Here is a 19,077-nt window from a genome sequence, read left to right as displayed (position 1 = left end):
GCTACGTTACGGCCATGGTGAGAATCGCGGTCAGTGCGCTGCACAACGGGCCGCCGGAATTGGCGGTCCAGCTCCCGGTATCGGGCACCCTGACGCGCCGCTTGCCCGATCCCAACGGCTGGCAAGTCTGGATCGTCGAGCTCGACTGGCCGGTGCGGTTTCACATTCCCCTGGATGCTCACCCGGGCGATGCCTCGCTGACGGTGGAATTCGACGAGCACGGCCCATTCTTGTGGGTTCGCGCGGTGGCCGTGGCCGGCGGAAGTGAATCCCTGCAGGGTGTCCGGCAGCTTCGGGTTCACCTTGCCTACGTCCTGAATCCCGAGGAGGTCGACGACCTGTCGAGCCCGTACATCGGTGCCGTGGGGGAGGCCTACATCGACGACGTCACCGTCGCGGCGGGACCCGAGCCCCCGGCACCCGGGGCCGACGCCGAGGCCAGAATTGATACCGAGATCGGGACCGCCAACGAGACATCAGGAACCAGTGGTGCGGGGGATCTACCGGAGGCGGGGTCGACGTTAGGTTATGACGAGGTCGACGGCGACCTCGAGGTGTGGGTGTCCCAACTGGCTGCCGTTGCGGCAGCAGCGCCCGAAGTGATTCCGGACCTCATCAGCGATGCGGAGCAGGCTCCGGGATACGTGTTGAACGGAGCGTCCGCAACCTACTACGGGCTGGCAGGCACGCCACCGCGGACTACCGACAACCGGCAGGAGCTGGTGTATTGGATCGTCGATGATCTAGCCGCCGGCCTTGCTCGCGCCTGGGCGACCGCTGCGCCGGCGTACAACGAGGGCAATCCTTCCGCGGTTCACGCGCTATGGCTGGGGCGTTGGCACAACCTCATGTCGGCCCTGTCGACTGACTGGGGTGAGCGGACGAGGGCCCGTATCGAGCAATACTTCCTCAACCCGTCTTAAGCGCCACGGCAGCGCAGCTGAGTTGGCACCGTACGGGCGTGACGGTCGGTCTTCGGCAGCCGTGAGCGTTCAGACGGCGGCGCGCCCGACCAGTGAAGGCCCCGTGCTCCGGGCACGGCGTCGTCGTCGATACGAAATAGCGGGCGCGTGACGCGTTTGTCCCGGCAGTCGTCCGGCGCCGGGGGTATGGTCCACGCCACTACAGACCGAGACCGCTATGGGGGACGATGTTGACCGACGACGCCACGTCAATCGACGGTGCCGAGCACGCGGCGCGACGCCAGTCGGTGGCGCCTCGCGAGGATCTACGGCTGTCGATCGCTGCACGGTTGGCGGGCAATCACGGGAGCGGTTGGGTGTCGCTGTCTGGTGAGGTGCAGGTGGAATATCTCGCTGACGCCGATGCGCTGATCGACCAGGGCATGACTCCGTCCTGGGTGGATCGAGATCCCGGTGACACCGTATCGCCGGCGTTGGAAGCCGAGGTCTTCGAATTCGATCGCTCCATGGAGTGGTTCATGTCCTACCTCAACGCCAGACATCCCCATTGGCGCGAGACGGCCGTCTATCCGTCGTCTCATATCGAGGAGGCCGACCCAGAGGAATGGGACGCCTGGGTGACGATCGCAGTGTCGGTGTCGGAGTCCGCGCGGATTCTCTGGTCGCGGCGATTCGCGGCTCAAACCGGGGAACCCGTCGCGGCGGCGCGGTCACCGCTGCCGCCGGTCCCCTCGTCGGCACCTCCTGCGGCTCAAACCGTCGGGCGCGACCGCACGGCCGCGGCAATAGGAGCGGTGTTGGCGCATCGGCACGGGCGGCGGTGGATGGATCTACCGAGTGACCTCAGGGCCGCGTACCTGTCCGATGCGGAGTGCTTGATGCACGCCGGCCTCGCCGGTTGGTGAGTCTCGGCCGTCTTCAACTTGCGCTTTTTCGCCGTCCCCGCGCCGGGCGGTGTTCCTTTCCGGGGCGGGTCGGGAAACCGGCACGGTTGAGCACGTCGTCGACGGTTGCGGGGGCTTCGGTGTCGTCACCTGTGGCCTCAAGCCGATTTCGCGTGCTGTTCGCCGCTTGGGGGCTGATACTCGCGTAGCGAGCGATGACGCTGGGGCCGACGCCCGCTTCGAGCGCCCGGTGAAAAACCGACAAGTAATGACGGTAGGCCTCATTGCGCAACGCGGCCGCGCGACGCAGGTCCTCGAGAACGGGGATCTGGTCGGCTGTGGGCTTTTTCTCCCGGGCCATAGAGCAGAAGTATAAAGCCCTGTTTAAGGTCCCGTGGGTTTGCGGAGCAAGCGCGTCGCGGCTCCGTTTGGCAATACGTGCGTACTGTCACGTGTGGTCAGAGGGTGTGCAACCCGACTCTTGGTCCTCAGCGACGGCATTTTCAACGTTGCGGTGATGGGGTTAGCGCGTCACGGCGGTTAATCCACGGCCCAGAATGAGTTGCTGTGCCAAGCGGCCGACCGCGGTGCCAACGTCGCAACCGGTGGCTGATCTGCGCGTGTCGTCGAGGCCGCAGGCCAGGTGAACGCGCTTCGGAGATAGCGGAATCTGGCGAGCCGTGCACGGGGACTCCTAGGCGACCCATGGGTGGTGCTTGCTTCGGCGAAAAACTGCCCCGCGACACGCGGCGGAATGCCCGCCGGGTTCGTCGGTCATTAAACTGCGCCGTATGAACGCACCGCCACCTGACGCCTCGCGGCAGGTGATGCCCAGCCCGGGCGACACCGGTGAGACCGCCCTCACTCCTGGGCCCATTCTGAGTCCTCCGGTGACCGTCGGTCCGATCGCCGCGTCGAGCCTGGGAGGGATTCCGTTCATCGCGATCAACGGGCCCGTGCATCACTACAGCGGTAAACGCCTCACTCAGTTCATCCTGAACGCATTGGGAGAGGTGGGCGTCACCATCGACGTTCCCGAATGACGGTTGGCGAAGGCTACCGACTGCGCAACAGACGGCGGCTTACCGTCACCGCGAACGCCAAGGCCCTGCGACCAGGCGTCACCTTCCCCCTGTGCTGGGTACCCGACGTCACCGGTCCGAGGACATGCCGCCAACCAGGGGGACAGGGAGATAGGTCTCGGCCGCTCATGGGCACCCGGTGAAAAGCGTCGCGACACCGCGCTCAAACGCTCCCCCTCGGCGACGTCGCTTTAATCTGGAGGTCTGGTGACAGGCACGCTGGGCAGTAGTCAGGGGGCAACAGACATGGGTGCGATCGAACCGGTGGACCTACCGGAGACGGCGCTGATCATCGGCGAACACTTCCCGGTGCAGGATGAGACCGCCTACGCACGTGAAGCGCAGGTGCAACGCCGGGCGGCAGAGCAGGCCGCCGGTGCTGGCGGGGTGGCCCTGGCGGCCGCCGGATACACCGAGCCTGAGTTCCGCGGCCTGGCCGGGGGTGCGCTGGCCACCAAGCTGGCGGCTCACCATCACACGCTGACGGCTGACGAGGCGCGGCACTTGAACGTGGCGGCATGGTTGGACTCCGGGGGTGAAAACATCGGCGCCACCAAGTCGCAGATGAATCAGATCAGCGCCGACTACCACGCGGCCTACGACCAGCTCTGTGACCGCGCTGTCGCCGAGAGCTGGCCCCAGCAGAAGCTGCGGCAAACCAAAGACGAACTCGTCGCCGAAGCCCAGGAACGCATACGGTCTACCAGGTCGGCCTTTCAGGACCGCCACAGCGTCGTCGCCAACGGCATCGTCAGTGGCGACTCGCCCGACGAGACAGCGAAGAAAGCCGCGGCGGGCGCGCCGACCGTGCTGTCGGCCGGATGGCAGCCTGCGCCTATGAGTCCCCAGACCACCACCGATCCGTCGCTGCCGCCGCTGCTGCCGCCGGCGCCGGCACAATCGCCAGGCACCGATACCCCCCAATACCCGCCCTACGTCCCAGAATCGCAGTTTCCGAACGGGCTCACGCGGGACGCCATCGAAAAGCAGGGCCACGACGACGTGGTCATGTGGAGCCCCACGCCCGAGCAACCCCTGCCTCCGTACTGGATGAACCGCTACATGGAGATCTCGCCCGGTGTATGGGTGCCTGACGACCGGCCATCACCGCCGGGATCAGTCCACCCGGCCTGATCGGCCGCACAACCATAAGGCGGAGCTAATAGCGAAGGGCGGCAACAGAAATGAGTTGGCATCGACTGCGACGACTCGCCGCAGTGGTGGTTGCCGGCAGTTGTGTGATCATCGCTCCCACCACCCCTGCCCACGCCGGCCCACTGCCCGCGGTGTCCGCGCTCTATCCGGGCGCAGGCATGGAGATCCTCGGCGATGACCCCTCGATCTGCACCGCTGGCTTCGTTGCGCACAACCAGCGCGGCGCCCCGGTCCTGTTCACCGCGGGCCACTGCGATACCGGCGACACCGCCGCGGTGAACTCAGCGGCCGACGGACGACTCGTCCCCGCCGCCAACTTCGTAGTCAGCCAGTACGCCGGTAATGCAGGTAATCAAACCGACGTCGCCGTGATGAGCCTGACCGGGGCCTTGCAGCTCGACCCAAACATCGCCGGCCACCTACCGGTGACCGGTTTCGCCTCCAGCGTCGCCGAGGGCATGTGGCTCTGCAAGGTCGGCGTGGCCACAGGCCGTTCGTGCGGCAGAGTCGTCGAGGCCTCCTCATCGAAGGTCAAGTTCGCCGCTGACATCGCCCCGGGAGACTCCGGTGGCCCCGTGTACGGGCTCAAAGACGACGGCACGGCGTTTGCAGTAGGCATCACCATCAGGGCCAGCTCCGATGACGGATTACCCGTGGCCGAACTGATCGGACCATGGCTCGACAAATGGAACCTCAGCCTGAACTGAGCTGATCGGCGCCGAGCGCGTTACGCCAGCGCTCGAATCCAACGACGTTGCGGAAGCCCACACCGCTGGGGCGTCTTGGTTCGTCGCCCGTTCATTCAGCCAAAAAACCTGGCGCGCAACACCGCAGCCTCACCCGAGGCGCCGTCCGGCGCACCCACAATGGCCCGCACGAGGATCGCCGTTCACGGCGATCAGGGCACAGAGGGGGTTGGATGACCGGGCTGCTACTCGACGCCTTGGCGGGAGCATCGAGACGGGGTGGAAGGCGGTACCGGCCGCGCACGCGCATCATCACCGCCGTGATGGCGCTGGCAATCTCGCTCGGCGCGTACGGCGCCTGGGCGATGCGCCCCCTCACAGCGGAACCGACCGTCACGGTAGCGGCTCCGCCGTCACAGGTGAACCAGTTCAACGACCTCATCGTGCAGGTAAGCGTCGTCGACGAGATCGACCCCGCGTCGGGCTACGAACGTGGATGCGGCACCAACAAGCAGACCGGGCAGAAGGAAGGATGCGTCTTCGGCCCCGCTTGGAACGATCCGGCCTCGACGACAGGGTGCGACACCCGCAGCACCGTACTGGCCGCCCAGCTGCACGACGTCACCTTCAAGCCGGGCACGCGCAACTGCAAAGTGACCTCCGGCTGGCTCATGGACCCGTACTCCGGACAGCGAATCACGTTGTCGCAAACCCAAATCGATCACGTCGTGCCACTCCATCGCGCCTTCGACGCCGGAGCGTGGGCATGGACTGCGGCCCGGCGGCAACAGTTCGCCAACGATCAACGCAACCTGCTCGCCGTGTCCGCCCACGCCAACCAGTCCAAGCAAGACCTCGGGCCTGGTGAATGGCTACCTGCCAACACCGCACAACAGTGCCCGTACGTCGTGCGCTACCTCAGCGTCGTGGTGGCTTACCAGCTGCCCATCACGACGTCCGACAAGGCGGCCGCCGTGGCCGCGTGCGGTCAGACGCCATGACCAGCGCACCACGCACACCGGCCCGGGTCCATCTGGGCGCACGGCACGCAGCGAGGGCGGGGAGGCTGTGACACACCCCGATGCGCCGCAGCCGCGCCACGCCCAGTCCTACTGGCTCACTCCCAGCCGCAGTCTCACCGGCGGCTGCCTGCTCTTGGCCGGTATCGGACTGTTGATGTACATGGTGGGACGGCTGGGTCACCCTCACTATGTCGAATTCGCTTCACTGCTCTGGATCCCGGCGGTCATCGCGACATCCTTGGGGGCCGGATGGGTGTTCCAACGCCCAACTGCCACCACCCATAGAGGCCAAGAGCACACCGCGCCCGCGCCGGCGCCACTCGAACAGTCGCCTCCACCGGGTCCCCAGGTCGTGCTCGGCGGCGGCGACATCGACCGGATCAGACAGCTGCTCTCGGGCAAGTTCCCCTTCGAACTCCTCGACTCAGCGGTGCACTACGACGACACCACCGGCAGGCTGATGTCCTACGCCCTGCGTGCCATCGTCCCCGGATACCTCGCCGATAGGCGCAACGCCACCATGGTCGCCCAACGGCTACAGGGTGCGGTCGCCGGCGACTGGCTCGTCGACGTCGACTCCGCACGTGATCAAGTCACCGTCACACGCAAAAAGCCCTTCCCTCCGTGGGTAGCCCCCCCGCTGCCCGAAGTCATCATCGACAGCCCCGAGGAGGCCATCCGTCGATACGACAAGTTCACCATCGGGATCGGCGTCGATGAACTTGGTGAGCGGCTCGAATATGCGCTCAAGGATTACCACCACTGGCTGATCATCGGTGGAACAGGCTCGGGCAAGAGCGTTTTCGTGCGCGGCATCATCGAACAACTGCGCGCCGGAGGAATACCGATCTTGGCTGGGGACGGCAAGGGTACCGACTACACCAGTCTCAACGGTGAGGCGCAGATGGTCATGATCTCCTCCAGCCCCGCTGAGCATCCGCGCCTGGTTCACGCTGCGGTGCAGGAGCTGTCCCGACGCCGGCGGGTCGCACAGGAACGCAAGGCGGCCGGCCACCCCGACCCCATGGGCTTTCCGGCGTGGGCCATCATCCTCGACGAATTCGCCACCATGCGCAACGAAGTTGCCGGACTCTACGAGGAGCACCCAGGCAAAGACAACGCCTTCGTCGAGGATCTGCGCGTGATGTTCAAGGTGGGCCGTGAATTTCGCATGCACATGATGCTGTCCACCCAGGATCTCTACGCCAGGACCATCCCCCGCGACATCCTCGGGCAGTGCAAGCTCATCATCACTCTTGGCCCACCGAGCGACATGACACTCAAGCAGGCGTTCACCCAAGAGATGGAACCAAAGGCCCGACGAGTCGGCGAACTCATCAGCCCGGAGTCGCAAGGCCGCGGCCTGGTCGCCGTGCCCGAGACCGCGTCGGTGAAAGAATTCCAGTCGTACTGGAGCTACACGCCCGGCACCGACATCGACGGCCCGAAAGTGCCGGAAGGTATTCGCGGGCTCTGGCGCACGTATCGCGACAACGTTTCTCGCAAGATCCCGAAACTCTATAGCCGGCAATGGTTCTGCGTGGAGGATCCCGAGTTCGCGTCTCTGCCCATGGCCGAGCTGCACGCCTTGAAGATGGTCAACCTCGACCTCGACGACGGCACCCCCGACCCGCAGATGTTCCAGTACGACAAGAGCCGCGACGACTACAATGGCCACCTACGCGGATCCGACCACGACGGGGCGCTACGAGAACTCAAACGACCCACAGTCCAGCCGAGCCCGGCACCGTCAGACCTACCCGCCGTCAGCGGTGAGAACTGCCAACCCATGTGAAACACGCTCAAGTACAACGTGATACACGACGATGCCCGAGGGCTCATCATCGGAAGGAATGACTATGGAGATCGACTACGCGATGGCCTACGACTTCATCGACGATGACGGCGACGGTCGACCCTACCAGCTCAGATTCCGCCGCGAACAGCACTTCAGCGACCAGGGTCAACTCATCGCCGTCATCGCATCCGCGGGCCGATCCGACAACGGCACAACATGTTTCATCAGCCGACCGGGAGTATCGTTCACCGATGTCGAGCAAGCCCTCGACAACTGGGAGAGCTGGGCCATGCTCACCGACAGAACCGTCTCCCTATCTCGCATCCGCGCGGCGATCACCACCAAAGGCCTCGGGTAACGGTCCCATGGCCGTCAACAACGCTGGGAACACCAAGCAGTCATGGATCAAGAGAGCTGGCAACGCCGCCAAACGACTGCGCGCGCCGGCGTCCTCGCGGATAGTACGCCTGCTCGTCATTGCGGACATGGCGCCCGAACTCCCCAGTGACGTCGAAGGCTTCCTCGACGTCGAAGCAGTCGACGTCGTAGTGCTCGCCGGGGACCTCTTCTCGGGCGACCTCCGAGGATTGACCCAGACAAGCCGCCCCACGCTCGGTGTCTATGGAAACCACTGCGACGGAATGTATCTGGCCAACATGGGTTTTACCAACCTTCATCTGTCCGCTGTCGACGTGGCGGGGCTGACGTTCACGGGGCTTGAGGGATGCGTCCGCTACAAAGCCGGAACTAGCGACATCCTCTATACACAGGAAGAGTATCGGCAAATGGTGCAACAGCTACCGGCCGCCGATGTCCTCGTCACCCACTGCCCACCACGGGGGATCAACGATCACCAGGACCCCGCGCACCACGGCATCGACGCGTTGCGGACCTGGGTCGAAGCACGACATCCGCGCCTGGTGATTCACGGGCACACCTACCCCCGGTCTCCGATGACGGCATTCGGCCCAACTCGCATCGAATACGTGCAGGGAAGCCGGATCGTGACGTTCGCTACCTGAGGACGCCGCGGCGCCGCCCTGAGGCGCCAACCGAAAGTATCCCCGACACGTACCCGCCTCTCACATCGCGAACAGTGGGCGTGTGAGCATCAGCCGCAGGTGCCGAACCACGGCGTGAGGAGGGAACGCAGTTTGAATGCGATAGCAGCCAAAGACGCTGCAACACAGCGCCTGAGGGTCGCGCACACCGGGATCGCGGTCCTCTGGGATGGGCGCGGCCGTCGGCGGATAGATGACTTCCCTGACTCGCAGACAGCCAAGTGGAGCGAAGCGTGACGGCCCAGGCCGGGACACGGGAACTGGCCGAACGGGTAGCGGCCGCCATCCCGGCTCAGCTGGGTGCGCACGCATCCGACGCCGGCGCGCAGGTCCGCACTGGGATCAGCGAAGGTCACGGCGCCCCGTACGTCATCTGCTGGGAGACCGGGCCGTTTCAGTGGGCCTACCGCGTCGACCTCCTCGCGGCGCTCCAACAGCAATTCGGTGCGCAGGTAGAGACAGTCAACCACTTCACCGTCGCCATCACAGCCCGCGATGGCGACCAGAGAACTGCGCCGTGACACGACCCGCGGCGATAAACCACACAACCGAAAGGGGAAGACCATGAAGATCACCGTCATACCCACGATGTATCGCGACGCGTCGAATTGGAAGGTGCACGGCGAAATCCACGTCCAGGGCGAACTCGCCGAGGCCGACATTCAGGCAGCGCGCGCCGCGCTCAGCGATGGCCTCTACTACGTACCAGGGCAGATCGGCCTCATGCATTACGGATCAGGGGAGTACTCCAGCTACCCCACCGAAGACGACCACGGCTGGCAAGAGTTGTGCCTCGACGAAATCACCGTGATCGATGCCGACCAAGTCGGCCGCCGACTGTCGGTCGCCGCCGGGCCCGAGGATGGCGGCACCGCGGCAGACCTCGTTGCCCGCCTCACGGCAGCGGCCCGCGCCGGATGGAACCCAGCTCTGCACGCCGCCTGACCGCCCTGGGGGCGTTGCCCATCGCAAACGGAGCGGCGCCAGGGGTGTGACAGCCGACAGACCAGGAGGACCGGGTCTCCTCGCAGCCACAGCAGCACGGAGAACACATCCTGCTCGGGGGAAGCGGCGGATCGACAGACGACAGAAAGCACGGAGGACGTAACGATGGACAGCAGGCGAGGAATCACGCTCAGCAGGGACCAACTGGAAGCGTGGGCACGGCGCCCACTCAGCGACGAGGAGGTCGAGGCGATCGACGACTGCCTCCCGAACTCCTCGATACCGGAAGCCATTGATGTGATCGCGAACGAGGCGATCACGTAGCACCACGGTGCACCAGCCTCTGGCCGGGCGGCCACACCGCTGTGGGCGCTGCGATGCGGCCCGACCACGCCCACCCGCCCGGATTGAGATCAGGGGCGACGACGTTCCGCGCCGGGAGACATAGGCAAGACATCTGGAAGGGAACCACACCCGCGCCCGGAAGGAACAGCGCGTTTACCGCCGAGGTCGTCGTGTTGCAGAACTTCCCCGGTTAGCATTGATGCAGGCTGGTCGGAGTCGGAGCGGGCCGGAGAGGGGAACGATCGTGCTGATACCAGTACAGGCCCAGGTCGAACTGTTCACCAGCGATCAGCTCACCCCCCAGCGCCTCACCGATGCCGTCACGACGGTCAACCAGGAACTGCAACAACACTTCTCGCGCCGCGCTGTTGTCGTCGGAATTCCGTCCAGCGGCACCGACAACGTCACCAGAGTCGACACCGGAACCAACGAAGAGGGCGAAGAGGTAGTCACTGCGACGCTGGTTCTCGCCCTCATGAACATCGACGCCGACGCTGCGCAAGCACTCGTCGGACAGTTCCGCAGCCAGAACTTCCCGAATGCCCACCTCGGCTCGACCAGTGAGGCCCAGCTCGACCGGCTGCGTGGCCTGGGCGCCTTCGCGGGGCTGGCCACAGTCGCTCACGACAACGCGGCAGCTCGCATCAACAACATCGCCAGCGACTAGAGACCAAGCGCATCCGCCGCGGTCCGCGGCTCGAAACGCCGCGGCAGGCTCACAAACTCCCCGCCGACACGCAGATGTGCGCGGTCACCCGTCCACGGTCTCCTAGGTTGACGATACAGCGCACAAGCGCTCCCGCGCGGTAATAGGCGGGTGGTTCGACAGCACTGGGGGATTACTCAAATGGGCGAAGTGACACCAACTCTGGGGGAGATTGTTCGGAACAACGGTATCGCCGGGCAGGTGTCCTACCGTGTCAATGTCAGCTACCCCGGCGAGCCGACGAAGCCGGTGGTCTTCGTCGGCAACGAACTCGGCGGACCGGTCGTCATGATCACCACTGCCGCCGGTGGGAACGAGACCCAGGTGTTCGTCGACGATCCCGCCCGATTCGGCCCCTTCGGCCCCGAATGGGTTCGGCAGTTCTTCGGGTCGGCACCGCAGTGATTGTCACTGGCGCGATGACTTTTGAACCGACCCCCCGCGGTGTCGCAAGTCAGCAGGACGTACCCGGGGGGCGTTGGCGGGCACGATGGTAGGCGTCGCGATAGGTCTGCGGGCTGATGCCGAGCAGACCAGACAACGTGTGAGCGTTGGCCTCCGACAACGGGTGTTCTCCGCGTTCGATCCGCTGCACGGTCGCGGTGGGCAGCTGGGCTTGAGCGGCCAGTTGCGGCTGAGTGAGCCCCTTCATGACCCGCCAATCGCCGGGGAAGCGCTGGTCTTCCACGATGCGCACAACGGCGTCAATCGGTGCCGCCAGGACGGTCATGACGGTGGCCAGGATGTCGATCTGCGGCGTTCGCCGCCCGGACTCCCAGTGGTGGATGGTGCTCAGCGATGTCCCCGACAGCCGTGCCAGGTCGCTGACGCTGAATCCCCGCTCGCGGCGCAGTGTCGCGAACGTGTCGGCGTCGAAGCCGCGCAGAACGCGTCGGCTCATGCGGCGGCCATCCGGGTGTCGCTCATAACCGCACAGACTCATCGCACCATCGCTGTATTGCGTAGACAGAGTGTTTTAACGCAGTGTTATAGCGTACGCGTTTAAAGTATTATTGGTGTCAGCGGACTCCGCTGCGCACGTCTGACCAGCGCCTTCGTCATTGTTCATGTCCGATTGACCAGCCTGTTGGAGGCTCCCGTGGAACTGTCCGCCCGTCCCCTGTTCAGAACCGGTATCGCGTTCACCATGGCGAGTGCCATCGCGCTCAGTCCGGTCATCGCTACCAACCAGCACCCGCTCGGGCTGCCGGTGCACCTACCCCAGGTGAGCATCTCGGAGGTGCAGCTGGCCGCGGCAATCTCCCCGCGCGACGTCGCCGCCCTCACCGCGAACCTCAACGTCGCACTCGAGTCGGCGAGCTCCACGGTGACCGCGCTCGTCGACAACGCCAGCCATTCCCTCACCAGCGCGTTGAATACCGCGTCCGGGCTGAACACCTCGCTGTGGGATCAGCTCATCGCCGCGGCCGCCGGCAGCCCCACCCTGAAAGCCGTTCTCGTCGCCCTCAAGGCTTCCTCCGGAGGTGCGCTACTTCAGCTCAACAACACGGTCGGCGCTGCAGGAGACGGCATCACCCTGACCACCGGCCAGATTGCCGAGCTGCTCACGTCAACCGTGACGGGCACCGTGGGGACGGTGGCGCAAGCGGTGGCCAGCGTCGTGAACAATCCGCTGGCGGCGTCGAGCTACATCGGCCTTCTCAACACCCCGTTCGGGGTCGCTGGCCTGGCGCTGCAGGACGGCATCACCGGTGTCAGCCAACTCGGAGCCACCGGCCTGCATTTGGTCAACGATCTCGTCCACGGTGTCACCGCGCAGGTAACCAATGCGCTAGACGCGGTAGATCGTCTACTCGACGCCGGCAAGACGGTCACCGACATCGCGCTCATCAACGGTGCCCTCACCGCCGTCCAGGGCATCGTCTCAGCACCGGTCAGTGCCATCGTCGCCGGCGTGAACGGCATCGCCTCGGCAGTCACCAATGCAGGAGTGTCCGCGTTGGGGCTTGTGGCCGGCGGGGCCAACACCATCGTGGGAACTTGGCTGGGCAGCGGCAGCACGCCCGGTGCTGTCATTGGGGCGGTCAGCGCCGTCGGCCAAGAGCCACTGAGCCTGGGTAGCTACACCCGCGCCGTGTCGATTCTGGTCGGCGCTGCGGGCAGCACCGTGGGAACGGTGGCCAACACCGTCACGGCGTTCGCCTCGATGCCCTTCCGGTTCGCGGCGGATCTGACCGGCCCCGGCGCCCAAGTGGTGAACTCCCTGGTCTCCGGTGTCGCTACAGCAGCGTCCGGATTGCTTCTCGCGGCCGGTCTTTCGCCACTGGTTGCCGGCCTGCCCAACAATCTGGCCACCGTCGTCACCGGAGCCATCAATGTGGCCGCATTGGCCACCACGGCGACGCTCAACGCGATCGCCACCACGATCGATGTAGGACACGCCATCGGAGGGTGGGTCACCTCATTGAAGTCGGCCGCGACCCCCGTCGCCTTGAGCGCCCTGAGCGTGGCCGAATCTGACAGCGCCATAGATTCGAGCGCAGGTGCCGACGATAGAGGCATCCCCAACTCCCCTCATCCCCTGGCCACTCAGCGGAAAGCAGCCGCAGCGACGACGGCGCCGGACAGTGCCGCCACCGCCGACGTCGATGACGCGGCAGCATCAACATCGACAAGTGCAACACCGGAGGCCTCTGACCCCGACCGCCAGGGCGCTGCGCCGCGTACCGATACTCCGTTGGCAACAACGCCTTCCGATACGACCGACCCCGACGCTACCGCCACGACGGCCTCCGGCAAGCCGGCGACTGCGAAGGATTCGGACGAGTCGGCAACCACGAAAGGCGCGGACAAACCGGCAACCGCGAAAGACACCGACAAGCCCCCAACCGTGAAACCGAAACCCGGAACATCGACGGCGGGGGCATCCACCGTCGACCAGACTGCCGACACCTACGGCCGCCATGCCGCGACGCCGCCGCAAAATGCAACCACTCGCGCGTCCACCGCAACCACCAAGGGCGCGGATTCGGCGCCGTCGGAATCCGGCGGCCGCCACCGGCGCGACGAGGGCACTTCGCAGAAGGGTGGATCGAACGCCGATGCCGGCCGCGCATCGCATGAAACAACCGGTGGTGGCCGCCACGCGTCCGGTAAGGACGCCGCTGCGGCATAAGAACGAACGTTCGCCCTCTGGCTGGCCACGGGAGCGCAACGGAAGAAAGCCCGACGGCGACAAATCCACCCCGATCTGGCAGTATCGAACGCGTGTTCGAACAATGGGCGGAGGGGGACTATCCGACGTTGTCACACGTCGATCGAGCGGTCACCGTCGACGTCACCCGCGTGTTCCCGCCATCGGGCGCCCGGAAGGATGAACTGCCGCTTGGGCTCAAGGCCTCCGGGCTTTGGCTGGAGCCGCGCATGCTCGGTCGGCAGGTGGCATGGCTGCGGCGCGCGGACGGGGACTGGCTCGGGTGTGTACAGATGCCGGCGGGAAGCGCCAACAAGCGGTCCAAGCTGCTGATGACCCTCTGGCTGCCGCCCGAAGCCTTCATCGTCGAGGCCCAGTAGGCCGGGCACAGCGAAACCGCACTCTCATGCCGCTGTCTTCCTCCCCGTCGGGCCGCCTGACCGGCATACTCGGGCGCGGGTGAGGAGGTAGCGGATATGAACAACTTGGTCGCTGCGCTCGCTGCAGTGGCGACGACTGCGCTGTCGCTTCTGGCGACGCCAGTCGCCCTGGCTGACTCCGACGTCGCCGGCAGGATCGTTTTCCTCGACCCCGGTCACAACGGGTCCAACGATGCCTCAATCAGCCGCCAGGTCCCCACTGGCCGCGGTGGAACCAAGGACTGTCAGACCACCGGCACCGCCACCGCCGACGGCTACCCAGAGCACTCCTTCACCTGGGACACCACATTGCGAGTGCGGGCAGCACTGACCGACCTCGGCATCCGATCGGCGCTCTCCCGCGGCGACGACACCTCGGTCGGACCGTGTGTGGACGCCCGAGCCGCGGCGGCGAACGGATTGCAGCCCGATGCCATCGTCAGCATCCACGCCGACGGGGGCCCGCCCACCGGCAACGGTTTTCACGTCAACTTCTCTGACCCGCCCCTCAACCAGGCCCAGAAGGGGCCAGCCCTCGAGTTGGCCACACAGACGCGGGACCAACTCGTCGCCGCGGGATTCTCACCGGCCAACTACATCGGCCGCTCTGGCCTCTACGGTCGAGCCGATCTCACCGGCCTCAACCTCGCCCAGTATCCCGCGGTGTTGATCGAGCTAGGCAACATGCGAAACCCAGCAGAGGCCAGCGCCATGGAGAGCCCCGCCGGCCGGCAACGCTACGCAGACGCCATCGTGAACGGCATCGTCGCCTTTCTGCGCGCTCAGAAGGCCGGCCACAGCTGACAGTTGTCAGGATGATCGGTACGGCACCGCTGATATGCGACCCGTTCGACAGATCGACGGCAAATGATGCAGGCGCCAGACCAGCGGTGGAAGTTGCTCATCCTCGCCGACGATTGCGCCTGACTGCGCGGCCCAGTTGTGCCCGCCCTACCGGCCAGAGGCTCCTCGGTTAGTCGGAAACGCCGTCGTCGCTCAAAAACAACGCCCGAAAACGCGTCGCGCAACAGCTGCGGGCCCGCAGCTCGCGACACTGACCGGGCGGAGCGAACTAACGAGGGGTGGGAGCAGTGACGCGATGTGCATGAGCAGCTTCACGGGTCTCCGAGCGCTCACGGTACCACCCCACGATCCGACGGTGCGACCACGTTCTGTGAACGCTGAACGCAACCGCCGATATCACCGACAAGCGGAGTAAGCAGTTGTCCAACATAGTGATTGACGCAGTAGCCATACCCGATCAGCACAAGAGTGCCCAACTGCAGAGCGGATGGTTCCAGCTGCAGAACGGCCTATACGTGAGCCCGCTGGCCATGGCCAAGCACCGCATGAGCGGGCAGGTGCCCAGCCAGTTCACGTACGAGGCCTGGCGGCACGGCGGGTGGTACGTACACGAAACGCTATGGCCCAACGGCGGATGCGGCTGCGTCAGCCGAAACTTCAGCGACCACAAATGGCGCATCGTCTGCGATCCCCGTCCCTTTGACGAGCAGCCGACCTTCACAACGCGGGACGCGGCCGCCGCCGGCGAATGGCTATTCGTCCAACAGGTCGTTGCCGACACCCCTTGGTAACCCACACGGTTCGACCCGCGAGGCATCCCATCCCCACAGGCGAATGGAGCGACGACTATGGCACAACCTCAGCTCGACCCGGGTGACCGCGCCCTATTCCTCGCCGGTACGGCCGAAGCCGCTGTGTGCGCAGCCGAAGGTGAGGTGAGCGTCCTCAGGCGCCTCGGCCCCATGGACGGTGTCCCCACCGACAGTCCGTTTCACATCTACGAGGTGAAGTCCGAAGCGACCGGCGCCATCGTGCAAGTGTTCGCCGACGAACTCACTCCGCTGTCGCCAGGGCCTCAATCGTGACCGCGAACGGCGGGTTGTGACAATGTCATCCGCCAAAAGGTCAGCGCGACAGTGCGGTGCAGCAGCATTGGCTCCGCGCTGGCTCGTCGAAGCCCTCGGTCCCTTCGATCTGGACCCGTGTCCCCCGCCAGGACCGCAACCGTGGCCCACCGCGGCGCGGTGCATCACCGACGCTTCTGCGAACGGGTTACGGGCGCCATGGAGCGGAGTCGTGTGGCTCAATCCACCACCTGCCACAAGACCGCAATGGTTGGCGCGCCTGGCGGACCACGCCGAGGGGGGCATCGCACTGACTCCCGCGCGGCCCGACTCGAGGTGGTTCGCCGAACACGTGTGGGCGAAAGCCACAGCGGTCGTCTTCGTATACGGACGCCTACGTCCACCCGCACGGTCCGAGGTAGTGAGCGGCCAGCCACCGGCACCGGTGGCCACCGCGCTCATCGCCTACGGCGATGCGTGCGCCGCACGCTTGCGCCAGGCTGTCGAGCACGGAGTCCTTGACGGCGCCGTGGTCTTGGGGTGGGATGCCCCCCGCCGTCAACTGAGCCTCTTTGACACCGTAACCGCGTCGCCCCCAGAGCGTTTCGGCATCAACACATCCGCGTAAGACGCACCTTCGCACCATGACGTCCACCCACCAAGACCAGAGGGAAAGCATCTGATGGCGATAGCCGACATCCTCGACACGGTCATCAACCGCGTCGACCCCCACTCGTCGTACGTGACCATGACGGCGTCGGCCGGGGCAGCAGCTCACGTAACCCTGCGGACGATGCGCGCAGCGCGGCGATTGGTACTGCGACCCATACGCATTGCCGTAAGGCTCATCCGAGGACTACTGGCGTACGCCATCGTGATCGGGTCCGTGTGGGCGCTCCTGCACTTCATCGGTTAGCAACCACGGGAAGGAACTCAAGCGTCTCATGGCTCTGAAAGAACGCCTGATCGACGAACTTGGCGTGTGGGGAGAGTGCGCAGACTACCCCCGTAGCGACTGGAAGTCCGAGGTTCAGAACGACGACACCAACCTCGGCTACTGGGACTGGGTGATCGAGAAACACGCAACCTGACGGGCCAGGAAGAGGGCTGAGTCGGCAGAACAGTGACTGCCACCGACGCTGCAACGACACCTTCGCATGGCGCAGACGCACAGCACGTTTGGGTGGATACAAACGGACGCCTGGTCCGGTACCGACAGGCCAGAAACATTGCCATCAAACGCAACACTGAACATTCGCATCTATTCGATCTGACACCGCGAGCAGCGAGCGTGAAACCGATCAACCAAAGGAGACGGAACGCCGATGACCACCGAGATCACCATCGTCAGGCGCGACGGCAGCGATGACGCCGAAATCACCATCACACTGCCCGGCGGACAGTCCCGCCGACTCACCATCTCCGAACAATCCGAGGAGTACAACCGATTCAGCGACGGCCTGGATGAGCTATGGAACCTCGGCAAAGAATGAGCACGGGCACCAAAAATGAGACTGGCACAGACAATCGGCGGCTTGAGTCGCCCGCTGGCCGTCGCCCGACAACGATGAATGGACAATCCGCGGGCACACAGAGTGCGGTAGCGCTTCGACTTGTTGTGTCGAGAAATGAAGGTTGCGCTTCGGTAGCCCAGTGCCCAGGGTTTCGCAAGTGGCAGGCGGGGTGCACATGCGGGTGGTCCCGTCCACGGCGGAGGCTACGCTCCGTTGCCGTCGTAGCGGCTCTTGAACATTGCGCTGAATCAGGTTGTATACCAACCGATCCGCTGGTCAATCGAAACCCGCTGGGTGCCCGACAAGTGTTCGCGCCGCATGTGCCGAAGCATCACCACGACAACGCATATCGGTGAGTGTGAGACCGCGGCCGCGAACCATCACGACCGCGCGGCCGAAGTTGAGCGAGGCGCAGGAGGCCTCAAGGCCCGCGCCATCGTCACCCTAATTGTGCTCGAGAGTGCCAATCAGCTAAGCCGGCGTAGGCGGGCGTCGAGTTGGGGGATGTCACTATCGCTGAGGTGGGCGGTTAACCCAGGCAGCAATACGTCCCATAGTTCGCAAAGATCGATCGATCGCCCGGTTTGCTCACTGAGTGCCTTGTGGAATGCAAAAACTGCGTTGTCGAACACTACGGGATCAGTGAGCCATGCCCAGGCGAACATCCTGCCTACGATGTCTGGCGCGGTCCATGACGCGCCTTCTTTTGCGTCGCTGGAGTTTGCTATGGCTGTGGCCTGCTCAGTAACGAAGGCAGCGAGCATTTGGTCCAGGAGCGCCGGATCGTCGATGATAGGCGCGCCGGCTGGCACGATGTGGGCCGCAACCTTGGCGCCCCGGATGACATGCGTGTTTATGCCGTGAGCGGCATCGGCGAGCAGCGCGTTGAACCCATTGCGCGCCTCAGTCACCGTTCTCATACGTCTGTTCCCGATGTTCACTCTTTTCAGGCTACCGATGCGAAGACCTCCAACGAAAGACCCAGAAAAGCGCCAGAATTCGCGCCATACAAGCTTGCATAACGACACCTTGCGGGACTATCTCGGGGGTGCGGTGTCGTTAGTGTGGTGATTGCTATTAGCACGTCCGTGACGAGTTGGTGTGCTGTGAGGCGTGCGGTGTGAGTCCTGCTGTTGGTGTCGTGTTCCGCGGTGCGTGGTTGGGCCGGGGGACCCCCCGGCGGGGTGTAAATGCTGCGTTGTGTTGTTTATGGTTTTAGGGCGTGGCCCGTGGGTGGCGGTGGGTTGGTGGGGTGTGTGTCATGGTGGGGGAGGGGGCCGGCGTGAGCCGGCGCCCCGGTGGCAGTGTGGATCCGGTGATAGTTCCAGCAAACACTGGTAGGATGCAGTCATGGGTGAAGGTATGAGCGCGGCGCAGCCGGCGCGCAGTGTTGGCCTCGTAACCCGTTGCAATACAGTAGGTTTGGCTGTAAGCGCGCGGCGGAGCCGTGAGCGGGCGCGGGTGGTGAGAACCGTTCCAGTACAGCATAATTCAGGTATGGCACATTGGGCGGAG

Annotated in this window: 26 protein-coding genes; 23 read left to right on the top strand and 3 right to left on the bottom strand. The window is 64.9% G+C overall.

Annotated features, from left to right (window positions below; all coding sequences use genetic code 11):
• Nucleotides 1-14: 14 nt before the first annotated feature.
• Both MYCSM_RS33175 and MYCSM_RS33170 read left to right on the top strand, forming a co-directional pair.
• Complete coding sequence (locus MYCSM_RS33175) at nt 15-923, top strand: hypothetical protein (RefSeq protein WP_015297898.1); 909 nt, start codon at nt 15-17, stop codon at nt 921-923.
• 227 nt (nt 924-1,150) lie between these two features.
• Entirely contained in the window at nt 1,151-1,828 is a 678-nt protein-coding gene (locus MYCSM_RS33170; RefSeq protein WP_015297897.1) for a hypothetical protein, read from the top strand.
• A 13-nt stretch (nt 1,829-1,841) separates the two neighbouring features.
• On the opposite strand, the gene MYCSM_RS33165 is transcribed toward MYCSM_RS33170, so the two are convergent.
• Nucleotides 1,842-2,168 carry a hypothetical protein gene (locus tag MYCSM_RS33165; RefSeq protein WP_015297896.1) on the bottom strand — a complete coding sequence of 109 codons (327 nt, stop codon included), beginning with the start codon at nt 2,166-2,168 and terminating at the stop codon, nt 1,842-1,844.
• A 430-nt stretch (nt 2,169-2,598) separates the two neighbouring features.
• On the opposite strand from MYCSM_RS33165, the gene MYCSM_RS35555 reads away from it, so the two are divergent.
• The 12 genes from MYCSM_RS35555 to MYCSM_RS33110 all read left to right on the top strand — a co-directional run bounded on the left by MYCSM_RS35555 (nt 2,599) and on the right by MYCSM_RS33110 (nt 11,012).
• A complete protein-coding gene (locus MYCSM_RS35555) occupies nt 2,599-2,850 on the top strand; it encodes a hypothetical protein (protein WP_051073998.1) in 252 nt (83 codons plus the stop codon).
• A gap of 285 nt (nt 2,851-3,135) precedes the next feature.
• Nucleotides 3,136-4,023 carry a hypothetical protein gene (locus MYCSM_RS33155; RefSeq protein WP_041315971.1) on the top strand — a complete coding sequence of 296 codons (888 nt, stop codon included), beginning with the start codon at nt 3,136-3,138 and terminating at the stop codon, nt 4,021-4,023.
• Between the two features lie 50 nt (nt 4,024-4,073).
• A complete protein-coding gene (locus MYCSM_RS33150; RefSeq protein ID WP_015297893.1) occupies nt 4,074-4,751 on the top strand; it encodes a hypothetical protein in 678 nt (225 codons plus the stop codon).
• A gap of 212 nt (nt 4,752-4,963) precedes the next feature.
• Nucleotides 4,964-5,731 carry an HNH endonuclease family protein gene (locus MYCSM_RS33145; protein ID WP_015297892.1) on the top strand — a complete coding sequence of 256 codons (768 nt, stop codon included), beginning with the start codon at nt 4,964-4,966 and terminating at the stop codon, nt 5,729-5,731.
• A 67-nt stretch (nt 5,732-5,798) separates the two neighbouring features.
• Nucleotides 5,799-7,547 (top strand): FtsK/SpoIIIE domain-containing protein, encoded by a 1,749-nt coding sequence (locus MYCSM_RS35550; RefSeq protein ID WP_015297891.1) that lies wholly within the window; start codon nt 5,799-5,801, stop codon nt 7,545-7,547.
• 64 nt (nt 7,548-7,611) lie between these two features.
• Entirely contained in the window at nt 7,612-7,908 is a 297-nt protein-coding gene (locus tag MYCSM_RS33135) for a hypothetical protein (RefSeq protein WP_015297890.1), read from the top strand.
• Between the two features lie 7 nt (nt 7,909-7,915).
• Entirely contained in the window at nt 7,916-8,572 is a 657-nt protein-coding gene (locus tag MYCSM_RS33130) for a metallophosphoesterase family protein (RefSeq protein ID WP_015297889.1), read from the top strand.
• Nucleotides 8,573-8,844: 272 nt separating this feature from the next.
• Nucleotides 8,845-9,132: a hypothetical protein gene (locus tag MYCSM_RS33125; RefSeq protein ID WP_015297888.1), complete on the top strand. Its 288-nt coding sequence runs from the start codon at nt 8,845-8,847 to the stop codon at nt 9,130-9,132.
• A 43-nt stretch (nt 9,133-9,175) separates the two neighbouring features.
• Complete coding sequence (locus MYCSM_RS33120) at nt 9,176-9,556, top strand: hypothetical protein (protein WP_015297887.1); 381 nt, start codon at nt 9,176-9,178, stop codon at nt 9,554-9,556.
• A 165-nt stretch (nt 9,557-9,721) separates the two neighbouring features.
• Nucleotides 9,722-9,880, top strand: a complete 159-nt coding sequence (locus MYCSM_RS37535; protein WP_015297886.1) for a hypothetical protein — start codon at nt 9,722-9,724, stop codon at nt 9,878-9,880.
• 265 nt (nt 9,881-10,145) lie between these two features.
• Nucleotides 10,146-10,568, top strand: a complete 423-nt coding sequence (locus tag MYCSM_RS33115; protein WP_015297885.1) for a hypothetical protein — start codon at nt 10,146-10,148, stop codon at nt 10,566-10,568.
• Between the two features lie 180 nt (nt 10,569-10,748).
• Entirely contained in the window at nt 10,749-11,012 is a 264-nt protein-coding gene (locus MYCSM_RS33110) for a hypothetical protein (RefSeq protein ID WP_015297884.1), read from the top strand.
• 49 nt (nt 11,013-11,061) lie between these two features.
• Here the strand turns inward: MYCSM_RS33110 and MYCSM_RS33105 are convergent, their stop codons facing one another.
• Nucleotides 11,062-11,508 (bottom strand): helix-turn-helix domain-containing protein, encoded by a 447-nt coding sequence (locus MYCSM_RS33105; RefSeq protein WP_015297883.1) that lies wholly within the window; start codon nt 11,506-11,508, stop codon nt 11,062-11,064.
• A 246-nt stretch (nt 11,509-11,754) separates the two neighbouring features.
• Here MYCSM_RS33105 and MYCSM_RS35545 point away from each other — a divergent pair, with 246 nt between their 5' ends.
• From MYCSM_RS35545 to MYCSM_RS37525, 9 genes are all read left to right on the top strand, one after another.
• Nucleotides 11,755-13,743 (top strand): hypothetical protein, encoded by a 1,989-nt coding sequence (locus MYCSM_RS35545; RefSeq protein ID WP_157681601.1) that lies wholly within the window; start codon nt 11,755-11,757, stop codon nt 13,741-13,743.
• Between the two features lie 92 nt (nt 13,744-13,835).
• Complete coding sequence (locus MYCSM_RS33085; RefSeq protein WP_015297881.1) at nt 13,836-14,141, top strand: hypothetical protein; 306 nt, start codon at nt 13,836-13,838, stop codon at nt 14,139-14,141.
• Between the two features lie 96 nt (nt 14,142-14,237).
• On the top strand, nt 14,238-14,984 hold the full coding sequence (locus MYCSM_RS33080; protein WP_015297880.1) for an Rv3717 family N-acetylmuramoyl-L-alanine amidase: 747 nt from the start codon (nt 14,238-14,240) through the stop codon (nt 14,982-14,984).
• A 431-nt stretch (nt 14,985-15,415) separates the two neighbouring features.
• Complete coding sequence (locus MYCSM_RS33075; RefSeq protein ID WP_015297879.1) at nt 15,416-15,775, top strand: hypothetical protein; 360 nt, start codon at nt 15,416-15,418, stop codon at nt 15,773-15,775.
• 57 nt (nt 15,776-15,832) lie between these two features.
• Nucleotides 15,833-16,069 (top strand): hypothetical protein, encoded by a 237-nt coding sequence (locus tag MYCSM_RS33070; RefSeq protein ID WP_015297878.1) that lies wholly within the window; start codon nt 15,833-15,835, stop codon nt 16,067-16,069.
• 67 nt (nt 16,070-16,136) lie between these two features.
• The gene (locus MYCSM_RS35540; protein ID WP_157681600.1) at nt 16,137-16,676 is read left to right on the top strand and encodes a DNA N-6-adenine-methyltransferase (Dam); all 540 of its coding nucleotides are present in this window, start codon (nt 16,137-16,139) and stop codon (nt 16,674-16,676) included.
• A gap of 54 nt (nt 16,677-16,730) precedes the next feature.
• Nucleotides 16,731-16,964: a hypothetical protein gene (locus MYCSM_RS33060; protein WP_015297876.1), complete on the top strand. Its 234-nt coding sequence runs from the start codon at nt 16,731-16,733 to the stop codon at nt 16,962-16,964.
• A gap of 28 nt (nt 16,965-16,992) precedes the next feature.
• Nucleotides 16,993-17,139, top strand: a complete 147-nt coding sequence (locus tag MYCSM_RS37530; RefSeq protein WP_015297875.1) for a hypothetical protein — start codon at nt 16,993-16,995, stop codon at nt 17,137-17,139.
• Nucleotides 17,140-17,373: 234 nt separating this feature from the next.
• Nucleotides 17,374-17,541, top strand: a complete 168-nt coding sequence (locus MYCSM_RS37525) for a hypothetical protein (RefSeq protein WP_015297874.1) — start codon at nt 17,374-17,376, stop codon at nt 17,539-17,541.
• A 488-nt stretch (nt 17,542-18,029) separates the two neighbouring features.
• Here MYCSM_RS37525 and MYCSM_RS33055 read toward each other — a convergent pair whose 3' ends face one another.
• Complete coding sequence (locus tag MYCSM_RS33055) at nt 18,030-18,482, bottom strand: hypothetical protein (protein ID WP_015297873.1); 453 nt, start codon at nt 18,480-18,482, stop codon at nt 18,030-18,032.
• Nucleotides 18,483-19,077: the final 595 nt, after the last annotated feature.

This window comes from Mycobacterium sp. JS623, assembly GCF_000328565.1.
GTDB lineage: Bacteria > Actinomycetota > Actinomycetes > Mycobacteriales > Mycobacteriaceae > Mycobacterium.
The sequence above is the reverse complement of the archived record's forward strand: the minus strand, read 5'-3'. Positions and strand labels throughout refer to the sequence as shown.